The organism is Collinsella sp. Sow4_D11 (assembly GCF_052116465.1).
Lineage (GTDB): Bacteria > Actinomycetota > Coriobacteriia > Coriobacteriales > Coriobacteriaceae > Collinsella.
Window position 1 is genome coordinate 1 of record NZ_JBQKLA010000002.1, and the last position, 13,657, is coordinate 13,657.

At 59.9% G+C, this 13,657-nt stretch carries 9 protein-coding genes; 3 read left to right on the forward strand and 6 right to left on the reverse strand.

The annotated features are described in order from the left end of the window. The coding region (locus ACTQ40_RS01260) for a hypothetical protein (RefSeq protein WP_441563162.1) at positions 1-195 on the forward strand (195 nt) is incomplete at its 5' end. Positions 196-399: 204 nt separating this feature from the next. Here the strand turns inward: ACTQ40_RS01260 and ACTQ40_RS01265 are convergent. From ACTQ40_RS01265 to arcA (ACTQ40_RS01285), 5 genes are all read right to left on the reverse strand, one after another. Continuing rightward, a complete protein-coding gene (locus ACTQ40_RS01265; protein ID WP_370450555.1) occupies positions 400-1,887 on the reverse strand; it encodes a YfcC family protein in 1,488 nt (495 codons plus the stop codon). A 138-nt stretch (positions 1,888-2,025) separates the two neighbouring features. Beyond that, on the reverse strand, positions 2,026-3,021 hold the full coding sequence (argF, locus tag ACTQ40_RS01270) for an ornithine carbamoyltransferase (protein WP_154515223.1): 996 nt from the start codon (positions 3,019-3,021) through the stop codon (positions 2,026-2,028). Between the two features lie 104 nt (positions 3,022-3,125). Continuing rightward, positions 3,126-4,367 (reverse strand): arginine deiminase, encoded by a 1,242-nt coding sequence (gene arcA, locus ACTQ40_RS01275; protein WP_427719164.1) that lies wholly within the window; start codon positions 4,365-4,367, stop codon positions 3,126-3,128. A 579-nt stretch (positions 4,368-4,946) separates the two neighbouring features. Next, positions 4,947-6,071: an aminotransferase gene (locus ACTQ40_RS01280; protein WP_441044759.1), complete on the reverse strand. Its 1,125-nt coding sequence runs from the start codon at positions 6,069-6,071 to the stop codon at positions 4,947-4,949. A gap of 262 nt (positions 6,072-6,333) precedes the next feature. Further along, a complete protein-coding gene (gene arcA, locus ACTQ40_RS01285; protein WP_427719164.1) occupies positions 6,334-7,575 on the reverse strand; it encodes an arginine deiminase in 1,242 nt (413 codons plus the stop codon). A gap of 548 nt (positions 7,576-8,123) precedes the next feature. Here arcA (ACTQ40_RS01285) and ppk1 point away from each other — a divergent pair. Continuing rightward, positions 8,124-10,532, forward strand: coding sequence for a polyphosphate kinase 1 (gene ppk1 / locus ACTQ40_RS01290; RefSeq protein WP_441044760.1), 2,409 nt, complete (start codon positions 8,124-8,126; stop codon positions 10,530-10,532). An 86-nt stretch (positions 10,533-10,618) separates the two neighbouring features. Then, positions 10,619-11,947, forward strand: a complete 1,329-nt coding sequence (rlmD, locus tag ACTQ40_RS01295; protein ID WP_441044761.1) for a 23S rRNA (uracil(1939)-C(5))-methyltransferase RlmD — start codon at positions 10,619-10,621, stop codon at positions 11,945-11,947. A gap of 252 nt (positions 11,948-12,199) precedes the next feature. Here the strand turns inward: rlmD and ACTQ40_RS01300 are convergent, their stop codons facing one another. Then, on the reverse strand, positions 12,200-13,648 hold the full coding sequence (locus ACTQ40_RS01300; protein WP_441044762.1) for a PTS transporter subunit EIIC: 1,449 nt from the start codon (positions 13,646-13,648) through the stop codon (positions 12,200-12,202). Between the last annotated feature and the right edge of the window lie 9 nt (positions 13,649-13,657).

The following is a 13,657-nucleotide window of genomic DNA, read 5'->3' on the forward strand; positions in this document are numbered from 1 at the left end:
TTTTTGACTACCCTTTATGTGGGGGTAGTCAAAAAAGCCCCGTCCCAAATTAGCTGCCCCAAACGCACTTCCCCTGCACCAACAATGGCAACATCGCAGGTTGAGCATAAGTCAGCGAGCGCCGTCCAGAACGTACAAGTTGGCATGAAAAAGGCAAGGCATAGACCTTTTGGTCATGCCTTGCCTTTTGAATGACAAATTGTCGTTCTGGGCGGCGCGCAGCGTCAACTGGTTGCGCGGTTCGTAGAACCGCGCAACATAAGAGCGCCCCCTCCCGCGCACGGAACGGGAGGGGGCTAAAGGTAGGAGTCTACCGGTGGGTTGACCCCACCGGACAGACGATGACCAAGTGATCCTCTACAGGATCGTCAAGGTTTCCGTGGGGCACCCGTTGGGTACTTAGATCAACACGCAGGCGACGGTCAGGATGATGGCGCAGACGACGGAGAGAACGACGATGAGCTTAAGGGCAAACTTGAGCCAGGTCGTCCACTCGATCTTGGCCAGGGCGAGACCGCCCATGATGGCACCGGAGGTCGGGGTGAACAGGTTCACGACACCGATGGCGGCGGAGAAGATCATGACCATGACCTCGGGCGAGAAGCCGAGCTTAACAGCCAGCGGTCCCATGATGGGCATGGAGACGGTAGCCATACCAGAGGTCGACGGGATCAGGAAGGACAGGCCGAAGTAGACCAGGAAGCTCATGGGAGCGAAGATCACGCCGGACAGACCAGCCAGGGCACTGGCGGCAGCGTCGAGGACGTAGACGTCGAGACCGGTGTTGGCCATGAGGACGGAGATGCCACGGGCGAGGGCGATGACGAGAACAACGGACATCATGTCGGCAGCGCCGGTGATGAAGGTGTTAACGATCTGCTTCTCGGACAGGCCACCGATGATACCGATCAGGATAGCCATGAGGAAGAACCAGGTGGAAGCCTCGTCGAAGTACCACTGGCCAATGGGCAGGCCGGTGATCAGGGCAGACCAGCCCTGGACGACGGTGTTACCGTCGGCATCGTAGACAGCGCCAGCGTCAAAGAAGTTGGCAACGCCCTCGTTGAGGTCGGCCAGCGGAATGAAGCCGACGATCATGACGACGAAGGTGAAGGCAAAGGCGATCAGAACACCCTTCTGACGACCGGTGAGCTTGACCTCCTTGTTAACCTCGGAAGCAGCCTTGCCGTGAGCCTCTTCGGCGTCCTTGAGCTCCTGCATCGACAGGATGGTGGAACCCTTGTCAGCCTTGACCTTCTTGGCATAGCCCATGACGAAGAAGATGGAAATGGCCGTGGTAACAATCCACAGGACGGCACCGAGGCCGATGATGATGGACTGGTTGACCTCAATGCCAACGCCGGTCAGAGCGTCGACGGCAGCGCCGACGGCGAACGGGTTAACCGTGGAGCCCAGGCAGCCGCAGCCAGCGCCGAGCAGGACGGTAGCGGCGCCGACCATGGGGTCGAAGCCGGCAGCCATCATGGTAGCGGCGAGCAGGGCGTAGAAGGGAACGGTCTCCTCGCACATACCATAGGTGGTACCACCGAGGGAGAAGATGAGCATAAGGACAGGAACGAGCATGATCTCGTTGCCCTTAAGCTTCTGCACCAGAACGGCGATGCCGTTGTCCAGAGCGCCAGTCTCGGTCATCATACCGAGGAAGCCGCCCAGGATCATAACGAAGAGGCAGACGGGCAGAGCGTCAGCGAAGCCCAGGATCGGGGCGGTGCAGAAATCGCTCAGACGGGCTGCAGTAACAGCGCCGCCGGACGTGCCGGAGACGATAACGGTAATCACTGCAACAATTGCCAGCAGAGCTAGAAGAATGGTGAACGATGAAGGCATACCGCGCTTTTTCTTAGCGGTCTCAGTCATAGTTCTCATCCCCCCTTCATAAATCATTTAACTTTCTCGCGCGAAGCGGATCTTCCGTGCCGTGCCCACCGCCCGACGCAAGATATTTACCAGACAAACCGCTCGGGGTGTGCAGCAATACACCCCGAGCGAAATGCTTAAAGGCTCTTACTTGAGCGTTGCGTACATGACAGCCTTGATGGTGTGCATGCGGTTCTCGGCCTCGTCGAAAACCTTGGAAGCGGGGCTCTCGAAGACCTCGTCGGTGACCTCCTGCTCGGTAATGCCGAACTGCTCGCACTTCTCGGCGCCAATCGTGGTGTTGGTGTCGTGGAAGCTGGGCAGGCAGTGCAGGAAGATGGCACCCGGGTTGGCCATAGCCATGACCTCGGAGGTGACACGATACGGGGTGAGCTGAGCGATGCGCTCGGCCCAAACCTCGTCAGGCTCGCCCATGGAGACCCACACGTCGGTGTAGATAACGTCGGCACCGGTGACGCCGTCCTTGACGTCGGTGGTCAGCTTGATGGTGCAGTCGTTAGCCTCGGCGATAGGCTTGCAGGCCTCGATGACGTCGTCAGCGGGCATGCACTCCTCGGGGCCACAGGCCACGAAATTCATGCCGAGCTTGGAGCAGACAACCATGAGGGAGCGAGCAACGTTGTTCTTGCAGTCGCCCATGAAGACGAGGGTCTTGCCCTTGATGTCGTAGTTGAAGTTCTCCTGGACGGTCAGGATGTCGGCGAGCATCTGGGTGGGATGCCACTCAGTGGTCAGGCCGTTCCACACGGGCACGCCGGACTTAGCGGCGAGCTCCTCGACGTCGTCCTGGGCAAAACCACGGAACTCGATGCCGTCATACATGCGGCCGAGAACGCGGGCGGTGTCCTCGATGGACTCCTTCTTGCCCATCTGCGACGAACCCGGATCGAGGTAGGTGACGCCCATGCCCAGATCCATGCCGCCGACCTCGAAGGCGCAGCGGGTACGAGTGGAGGTCTTCTGGAAGAGCAGAACGATGTTCTTGCCCTCGAGATAGCGATGCGGAACGCCAGCGCGCTTCATGTCCTTGAAGTTCTTGGAGAGCTTGAGCAGGTACTCGATCTCCTCGGTGGTGAGGTCGAGGAGCTTGAGGAAGCTACGGCCGGAGAGGTTAACACCCATGGTTCGTTTCCTTTCGAAAAATGAATTACGCAAGTATTCGTGTTGCCCGTTTGACGGGCAAAACCGGTGCGGTTGTAGGGGGACCGCACCGGAAACGGAAAGACTTAGAGGTCCTCGCGCCAGAAGGGCATGCTCATGCAGCGCGGGCCGCCACGGCCGCGGGAGAGCTCGGCGGAGGGCACGACGAGAAGGTCCAGGCCCTCCTTGTACAGCACGTCGTTGGTGACGGTGTTGCGGGCGTAGACGCAGATCTTGCCGGGCTCGACGCACAGGGTGTTGGAGCCGTCGTTCCACTGCTCGCGGGAGGCCGCGATCGGGTCGCCGCCGCCGCAGGGGATCAGCTTGACCTGGTCGACGCCGGTGGCGTCCTCCAGGACGTGCTCGAGGGTGTCCTCGATCAGGCGGATGTTCACGTCGCCCGGGTTCTTGCCGGCGGTCAGCTCGTAGACGCGCAGGGTGCCCATGATGGCGGGGTGGATCGTGAACTTATCGACGTCGATCTGGGTGAAGACCGTGTCGAGGTGCATGAAGGCGCGCGAGACCGGGATGTCGAAGGCCAGGATGCGCTCGACCTTGGAGTCGGAGTTCCAGAAGATGTTCTGGGCCATGACGTCGATAGCGGCGGCCTGGGTGCGCTGGGAGATGCCGACGGCGAGGGTCTTCTCGTTGATGTTCAGCACGTCGCCGCCCTCGGTGTGGAACTGGCAGTCGCGGCGGAAGTACAGGGAGACGTCCTTGTAGTCGGGGTGGTACTTGAAGACGTACTTGCCGTACAGGGTCTCGCGGTTGCGGGTGACCGAGTACATGCGGTTGAGGTTGACGCCCTCGCCGACGACCGCGAACGGGTCGCGGGTGAAGTAGAGGTTGGGCATCGGGTCGATGATCAGGTCGGACTCGGACTCGGAGTTGACCAGGGAGTCGAGGGTCGTGGAGGCCGTGAGGGGCATCTCGATCTCGGCCTTGGTCATGCCGGCCATGGTCTTCTTGACGAACTCGAGGTTGTCCTCGATGGAGTCCAGCTTCTCGCGGACGATCTGCGGCATGTGCTTCCCGCGGATGCCGGCCTCGGCGATGTACTGGTCGGTGAACTCGTCGCGGGCGCCGGGGACCTGGTCGAACACCTCGGCGACGAGGTTCTCGAGGTAGAGCACCTCGACGCCCTGGTCCCTCAGGATCTGGGCGAAGGTGTCGTGCTCCTGCTGCGCGACCTCCAGGAACGGGACGTCGTCGAACAGGAGCCGCTCGAGCTCGTCGGGCGGCAGGTTGAGGAGCTCGTCGCCGGGACGGTGTAGGCAGACCTTCCTGAGCTTGCCGATCTCGGAAGGCACGTGCAGACCTTTCGTCATGGCCTCCTACCTTTCTTTCGGGCCCTTGTCAGGGCCGATTCGTTAGCGCCCCTCCGTGTGAGGCGTTATTGCTGACGACATATTTATATCCAAAATCAACCCATACTTCCACCTTGCCCCCGAACGGTTTTTTATAGGGGGTGAACGGCATACACATATACTTCACGCATGGCACACTTCATCTTAATAAAGTGTATTTACGTGCTTAAACGCGTTTTCAATCCAAAAATCAAATGGAACTAAACTTTATTAAACCACCCTCAGATTGCATATTTCGTGCAACGATATGAATAGAATTCGCAATTCTTGCTGTGTCTCAACCATTTTGATTTTTATTCATAAAAAAGTTTGTCCTATTCATTTTTAGCAAACAGATTACCGTTTACCAGACGTTGGATACCGTTCACCGGAAGCTTAGTATAAGGCCCGTCGAATACCCGATCGATCTTGCGTCTCCATTTGTAACAACTTGACTTTTCCGGCGGCAAAGACATGCAGACCCGCTCCCCAAAAGGGGCGGGTCTGCATTCGGTACACCTAGGGCCAAGTAAGGTTTAGGCCTTCGAGGGCCTCAAGGGATTAGCGATCGAACTCGGCCAGTGCATCGCCCAGAAGCCTCAAGCCCTTGCGAAGAACATTTTCGCTCGCGCAGTAGCCCAGGCGTGCGCCGCAGGGAAGCTCAAAACGGCTGCCGGGCACCAGCAGCACTCCCCTCTCGGACAACAGACGCTTGCAGAACTCCTCGTCGTCCTCGGGAATATCAAGCTGGATAAACGAGGTAGACACGCCCTGCGGGGCCGTCCAGGAAACGCGATGTTGCGTATCGATCCAAGCCTGCGCGATATCGCGATTGCCAGACACGATCTTGCGGTTGCGCTCGAGAATCTTGTCCTTGTGCTCAAGCACATAGGTCGCCAGGGCATCGTTGAACACGCCGCCGCAGATCATAGTGTAATCGCGATAGGTACGGATGCGATTGGACACCTCTTCGTCGGTCACGACCCAACCCACGCGGGCTGCAGGCGTCGAATAGGTCTTAGATACCGAGTTGGTGACAATGGCCTTCTCATACACGTCGGCCATCGACATAAAGGACTCGGTGTTCTCGAGCGGCAGATATACCTCGTCACACAGCACGTAGGCGCCCACTGAACGGGCAATCTCGGCAATCTGACCGAGCGTATCGGCATCAAGCACCGTACCAATGGGGTTCGATGCGTTATTGATGCAGATGAGTTTCGTGTTGGGGCGAACGAGGCGCTTGAGTTCCTCGATATCGGGTTTCCAGCCAAGCTCCTCGCGAAGCTCCCAATACTCGACCTCGGCGCCCAGTGTACGCGGGATCTCGTAGAGCGGCGCATAGGTAGGCCACTCGGCGATGACATGATCGCCGGGCTCGACCACGGCCATGATGGCGTTGAGGTTGGCACCCGTGCAGCCGTTGGTCTGCAGAATGTGATCGGGATTGACCTCGCGACGATAGAGCTTGGCGACTTCAGCCTTAAACTCCGGTGAACCCTCGATCCAGCCGTAGTTCATCTTCTCGCGATCCAGGCGCTCGTAGAAGGTAGCGCCGTCCTGCTCGTCGAGCGCGCGCAGCTCACCCATGGTAAGCGACGAGATCGTCGACTGGGCGATATCCCACGTGGCGCTCTTCTCCCAAACGTTGAGCCATTCCTCAACGCCGATTGTCTTGATATCCATGGCTAGGCTCCAATCGCTAGAACACGGGGATGATGCCGGCGAAGGTCATGGGAATGGAGATGATGCCCAAAAGGCAAAGAAGCCGACACCGTTGGGGGGTATCAACGTGACTGCCCCTAGTCATATGGGCCGCCTTATCTGATGTTAATTAAGCTTCATTAAACAAGAATGGGGCGGTGCGAAAGATCCGCACCGCCCCAATGGGAGACATCTAATGGCAGCTAGATGTTTGTTTTAAGACCTGTACGGGTCTTTGAAAACCTTAGAGGTCCTCGCGCCAGAAGGGCATGCTCATGCAGCGCGGGCCGCCACGGCCGCGGGAGAGCTCGGCGGAGGGCACGACGAGAAGGTCCAGGCCCTCCTTGTACAGCACGTCGTTGGTGACGGTGTTGCGGGCGTAGACGCAGATCTTGCCGGGCTCGACGCACAGGGTGTTGGAGCCGTCGTTCCACTGCTCGCGGGAGGCCGCGATCGGGTCGCCGCCGCCGCAGGGGATCAGCTTGACCTGGTCGACGCCGGTGGCGTCCTCCAGGACGTGCTCGAGGGTGTCCTCGATCAGGCGGATGTTCACGTCGCCCGGGTTCTTGCCGGCGGTCAGCTCGTAGACGCGCAGGGTGCCCATGATGGCGGGGTGGATCGTGAACTTATCGACGTCGATCTGGGTGAAGACCGTGTCGAGGTGCATGAAGGCGCGCGAGACCGGGATGTCGAAGGCCAGGATGCGCTCGACCTTGGAGTCGGAGTTCCAGAAGATGTTCTGGGCCATGACGTCGATAGCGGCGGCCTGGGTGCGCTGGGAGATGCCGACGGCGAGGGTCTTCTCGTTGATGTTCAGCACGTCGCCGCCCTCGGTGTGGAACTGGCAGTCGCGGCGGAAGTACAGGGAGACGTCCTTGTAGTCGGGGTGGTACTTGAAGACGTACTTGCCGTACAGGGTCTCGCGGTTGCGGGTGACCGAGTACATGCGGTTGAGGTTGACGCCCTCGCCGACGACCGCGAACGGGTCGCGGGTGAAGTAGAGGTTGGGCATCGGGTCGATGATCAGGTCGGACTCGGACTCGGAGTTGACCAGGGAGTCGAGGGTCGTGGAGGCCGTGAGGGGCATCTCGATCTCGGCCTTGGTCATGCCGGCCATGGTCTTCTTGACGAACTCGAGGTTGTCCTCGATGGAGTCCAGCTTCTCGCGGACGATCTGCGGCATGTGCTTCCCGCGGATGCCGGCCTCGGCGATGTACTGGTCGGTGAACTCGTCGCGGGCGCCGGGGACCTGGTCGAACACCTCGGCGACGAGGTTCTCGAGGTAGAGCACCTCGACGCCCTGGTCCCTCAGGATCTGGGCGAAGGTGTCGTGCTCCTGCTGCGCGACCTCCAGGAACGGGACGTCGTCGAACAGGAGCCGCTCGAGCTCGTCGGGCGGCAGGTTGAGGAGCTCGTCGCCGGGACGGTGCAGGCAGACCTTCCTGAGCTTGCCGATCTCGGAAGGCACGTGCAGACCTTTCGTCATGGCCTCCTACCTTTCTTTCGGGCCTTACTGGCCGAATGTATCAGCGCCCCTCCGTATGGAGCGCTGCTTGCTGACAGCTCTAGTTATATCCAATTTCCACCCGCAATTCCACCTCGCCCCCGAACGGTCAACAAAGTACGATGAACGGTATATCGCATATGATTTCCCATGATGCACTTCAGTTTCGTAAAGCAGATTTTCCTAGGTAAACGTTATTTTTCTAGGAAATCAAGATTGAACACTCAAAGTTATCCATGATTCAAAATTGCATAGCGAAAACGGTTTTCTGCATATAAATGACGCTTGTCCTCGATTCGACCTAAATTCGATTATATTCAGCTTGCTATCATTCTTATTCATACATTCTCACCAGTTGAGTGAGGATATAGATCGCTTGTTCAAAGCACCGGACGTTAGTGCTTCGGATCGTCAGCGTAATAAGTAGGTAAAGATACCGTTCGCGCGATACGTCCGCGCCATAGGTCGACTAAATTGAGACAATAGCAAACAGTGTTAGGCTACCGTCCCTTTGGGGACTGAACGGACAGATGCATATGCCGAGCAAAATCGAAAAGAAGCAGAACGCCGCCAAGCTGCGCAAGAAACCGCGCGATTTCTCGTATACGCAAAATCGAGAGCTTAGCTGGCTGCGCTTTGATAACCGCGTACTCGACGAAGCCTTCGATGAGTCTGTGCCACTGTTCGAGCGCCTTAAGTTCGTCTCGATCTTCGAGTCAAACCTCGACGAGTTTCTCATGGTGCGCGTGGGCGGCTTGTCCGATCTGGCGGAGCTCAAAAAACAGCCCGTCGACAACAAGAGCAATATGACCGCCTCCGAACAGGTCGATGCTGTCATGGCAGAGCTGCCCGGGCTCCTTACCCGCTGGGAGTCGATCTTTAAGAGCATCGAGGACAAGCTCGACGCTTTGGGCGTTCACCGCGCCCGCATCGATTCGCTTACGCCCGAGGAACATACCTTTGTAACCCGCTACTTCCAGGCCTACGTATCACCGGTCATCTCGCCGCTGGTCATCGATCCGCGCCATCCCTTCCCCAACCTGCGCAACGGCGCGCTCTATCTGGCTTGTGGCCTGGACGGCATCACCGACGAGGAGAGCCTGCTGGGCCTTATCGAGATTCCCGCCTCGATGAACCGCGTGGTCGAAATCCCCTCGCCCACCGGCACCTACTCCTACATTCTGCTCGAGGACGTCATCCTCGCCTGCCTGGACAGCTGCTTCGGCTCCTATAAGCCGCTCGACCGCGCGCTCATCCGCGTCACCCGCAACGCCGACATCGATCCGGACGGCGAAGGCGTCGAGGAGGAAGAGGATTACCGCCAGCACATGAAGCGCATCCTCAAGAAGCGCCTGCGCCTGCAGCCGGTGGTGCTCGCCGTATCGGGCTCGCTCGAAAAGCCAACGCTCAAGACCATCCGCAAAGCGCTCGAGCTTTCGCGCCGCTCGGTTTTTACCTGCGATATCCCGCTCAACCTGGGCTATGTCTTTAGCATTGAGGGCAAAATACCCGAGCATCTACGAAACGAGTTGCTCTTTACGCCGTTTAGGCCGCAGCCCAACCCCACCATCGATATGACCCGCTCCATCCGCGACCAGGTGCTGCAGCACGACAAGCTGCTCTTTTACCCTTACGAGACCATGAACCCGTTCTTGGACCTGGTGCACGAAGCAGCCTACGACCCCGAGTGCATCTCGCTTCGCATCACGCTCTACCGCGTGGCCAAACAAAGCCGCCTGTGCGAGTCGCTCATCGATGCTGCCGAAAACGGCAAAGAGGTTACAGTGCTCATGGAGCTCCGCGCCCGCTTTGACGAGCAAAACAACATCGAATGGGCCGAGCGGCTGGAAGAGGCCGGCTGCACCGTTATCTACGGCTCCGAGGGCTTTAAATGCCATTCCAAGATCTGCCAGCTCACCTATCGCGAGGGCATGGCGCTTACCCGTCTGACGCTTTTGGGTACCGGCAACTTTAACGAGAAGACGGCCAAGCTCTACAGCGACTTTATGCTCATGACCGCGCATCCCGGCATCGGCGAGGACGCCAACCTGTTCTTCCGCAACCTGTCGCTGGGCAACCTGCGCGGCGACTACCGCTTCCTGGGCGTGGCGCCCGTGGGCCTCAAGCCGCTCATCATGCGCGGCCTGGACCGCGAGATTCAGCGTGCCCTTGTCGGCGAGCCCGCCCGCGTGTTCTTTAAGCTCAACTCGCTTACCGACCGCGAGGTCATCGACAAGATCGCCGAGGCATCGTGTGCCGGTGTGCGCGTGGACATGATCATCCGCGGCATCTCGTGCCTCAAGCCCGGTGTTCCGGGCAAGACCGAGAACGTGCACGTGCGCTCCATCGTCGGACGCTTTTTGGAGCATGCGCGCGTCTATGCCTTTGGCGTGGACTCGGATATGATCTACCTGAGCTCGGCAGACATGATGACGCGCAACACCGAGCACCGCGTGGAGATCGCCTTCCCCGTGCTCGACCCCACCTGCCGCGCCCAGGTGCACGAGTACATGGGCATGCAGCTGCGCGACAACGTGAAGGCACGCAGTCTGACGAGTGACGGCACCTGGATTCCCGTGGAGCGCAAAGAAGGCGAGAAGCCCTTCAACTCGCAGGAAGCTCTGCTGGAGCATGCCTATCGCAACGCCGAGGCCGTCGCCAAGACAGAACCTACGCTCGCATCCAAGCCTGAGCTCGAACCGCAGCCGGCCGCACCCGAGGTCCAGAAGGTTCAGGCAACCGTCATAGAGCCTGAGTCCGAGCCTGCTCCTCGGCCCCAACCGCAGACGGCCAACCCCGCGTCCGAGAAGGGCGCCCGCCGCGAGAAGCCCGCTGGCAAGACCAAGACCATCGAGCGCCATCGCCCCGGTCGCGTGCGCATGGGACTGGGCCTGATCGGCCTAGGCCTTAAGACGCTCATTACCGGCAAGACGAAATAGACGTTTGTAGAAGCGCCCCGTATTTGAGGAATACCCCAAATACGGGGCGCTTTTCACTGCTACCATGGTTGCGAACAATACCGCGAATGACAGGCAGGAACATGAAGCTCACCATAGAATCGATGACCTACGGCACCGACGGACTGGCGCACGCCGACAACGGCAAGGCCGTCTTTGTGCAGGGCGCCGTGGCAGGCGACACCGTCGAGGCCGAGATCGTGCAGGACGGCAAGTCGTTTATGCGCGCCCGCACGACCGAGATTCTGGAGCCGGGCCCCGATCGCATTCAGCCCCCCTGCCCCTTCGTGGGCGTCTGCGGCGGTTGTTCGTGGGGCAATCTCTCGCGCATCGCGCAGCTTGCCGCCAAAGAGCAAAACCTGCGCTCCACGCTCGAGCGCATTGGCAAGTTCGCCCCCGAGCAGGTCAACGATCTTGTCCAGCCCATCCGCCACACCAAGGACGACTGGGGCTACCGCAACAAGATTGAGCTGGAGCCCACCCTCGTTAACGGCCGCGTTCGCCTTGGCATGCACGGCGTCGATCCCAGCAAGATCGTCACCGTAGATTCGTGCCCGCTGTTCGATAAGCGTTTTCCCAAGGCGCTCAAATCGGTCGTCGGCGCGCTCAACTATCTGAGCGGCAGTCACGATCTGGGTCTGGAGCGCGTGGGCATTCGCGCTTCGCGTCGCACCAAGGCACTCGAGGTCGCACTTTGGACGCCCACGGGCTCCTTCCCGCGCTCGCAGGTCTCGCGCGTGTTGGCAGACGCCGCTCGCCCCACGAGCGTAGTGCGCGTCATGAGCAAGGGAGAGAAGAAGGCCCGCCGCGTCTCCAAGGTGGAGATGCTCGCCGGCGAGGGCTCCTGGACCGAGAACATCGCCGACGGCCAGATGCGCCTTTCTGCCCCATCGTTTTTCCAGGTCAACACCAAGGGCGCCGAGATTTTGATCGAGCTTGTCATGGAGGCGCTCGACCCGCAAGAAGATGAGCTTGCCATGGACCTGTACTGCGGCGCCGGCACCTTTACCCTACCGCTCGCCCGCCGCTGTGATTTTGTTGCCGCCGTCGAGGCCTACGGCCCGGCCGTGCGCGACCTGCGCCGCAACCTCGAGATCAACAAGCTCGATAACGTCGATGTCATCGGCGGCGATGCCGTGCGCGAGTTCCCCGACCAGGATGCCGATGTCCTGGTGGTCGACCCGCCGCGTGCAGGTCTGGCACCCGAGGCAATCGATCTCATCGCCAGCACGAGTGCCCGCGACGTGGCCTACGTGAGCTGCGATCCGGCGACTCTGGCACGCGATCTTAAGCGCTTTGTCGAGGAAGGTACCTTCTCCCCCGTCAAGATCACGCCGGTCGACCTGTTCCCGCAAACCTTCCACTGCGAAACCGTCGTCCATCTCAAGCGCAACTAGACTGTTTGCCCAAGACCACACCCGATGATTTTTCTGGGACGGGGATAAAAATAAATTTGTTCCGAATGATTATTTAATCCCCGTCCCGAAATTAAACCGCCCCCCATTTCTTGGACATTGAACTGCCGCCCGAGAAAGCTAAACGCCTTCTGGCAGGTTGTCCCGGGCCGAGGGCGGCCGCCTCAACCGTCCTCGGCCCTCACCCACCTCAACTGCCCTCAACTACATAGAGCTGGTCGAGAAGGGCCCAAGCTAGCGGGCGCCTTCCTCGTCGTCGTTGGGCCGGTAGGTAATGAACTCGATAACAAAGGCCAGGACGGCAGAGACGAGCGAGGCGATGATCGCGAAGATCATGTGGGAGATTCCGGCGCCACCAGGGGTCCCGTCGATGAAGTTGAGCAGGTTGAAGACACCGAGGCCACCCGAGATGTACATGAGGGCGCCCGTCATTCCCACGATGGCGCCGCCCACGGCGGAGCTCAGGCATGCCACGACGAACGCGCGCTTGTTGGGGAGGGCGATGCCGTAGATGCCCGGCTCGGTGACGCCGAAGAAGAAGGCGGAGATCATCGCGGGAAGGGCGATGCCGCGGAAGCGCTCGTCCTTGTTTCTGAGATACATGGCAAAGATAACCGCTCCGAGCGCGAACCCGTGGCCGACGGTGGCGGCGAGCACGCTGTCGTGGCCGAGGGTGTTCAGGTTCATGATGGAGATGGGGATGAGGCTCCAGTGGAAGCCAAAGATGACAAGGCACATCCACAGTCCGCCGACCAGGGCGCTGCCCAAGACGGAACCAACCACGGGAAGCTGGAAAATGAACGAGAACGCCGCGCTCAGCAGGTTGGTGATGAGGGTGGCCACCGGGCCGATGACGAGGTAGCCCAAGACGATGGAGACCGTCATCGTGGCGAGCGGGACGAGGAACATCTTGAGCGCAGCCGGCATCCAGCTCTTGAGCCAGCGCTCAATGATAGAGCCGAACCACACCATGAGAAGGACGGGAATCACCGAGCTCACGTAGCCGGACACGGGCATGATGATGGGGACCCCGAGGGCGGTGGCGTACCACGAGAACGTGCCGGCCACGCCGAGGTCGATGCTGCCGAGCGCCTCGCCCGAGGTCAGGGCGACCATCGTCGGGTAGAGGAGCGCCACGCCGATTGCCACGCCGGTGAACTCGTTCATACGGAACTTGCGCGCGGCACTGAACGCCAGGGCGACGGGAAGGAAGTAGAAGAAGCCGTCAGCCACGGTGTAGAGCAGCGTGTAGAGGCCGTCGTTTGCAAAGGCCGGGACGAAGTAGGTGATGAGGGCAAGCAGTCCCTTCATGATGCCTGCGGCGGCAAGCGGTCCCAGGATGGGCTGGAAGATGCCAGAGATGAGGTCGATGATGACGGAGGCAACGGTCTTATCGCCCTGGGGCTCGTCGTCGGCGCTTGCGCCGCCCGAGAAGTTACCGGCCTCCAGGACCGCGTCGTAGACGTCCTCGACGATGTTACCCACGACCACCTGGTACTGGCCGTTGGCCTGGATGACCTGGATGACGCCCTTGAGGGCCTCTATCTTGGCCGTGTTGGCGCGGGACTCGTCCTTGAGCTTGAAGCGCACACGCGTGATGCAGTGCGCGACGCTGGCGACGTTCTCGGCGCCGCCTACGTTCTCGAGTATGGATCTGGCCAGATCGTCGTATTTTTCAGCCATTATTTTCTC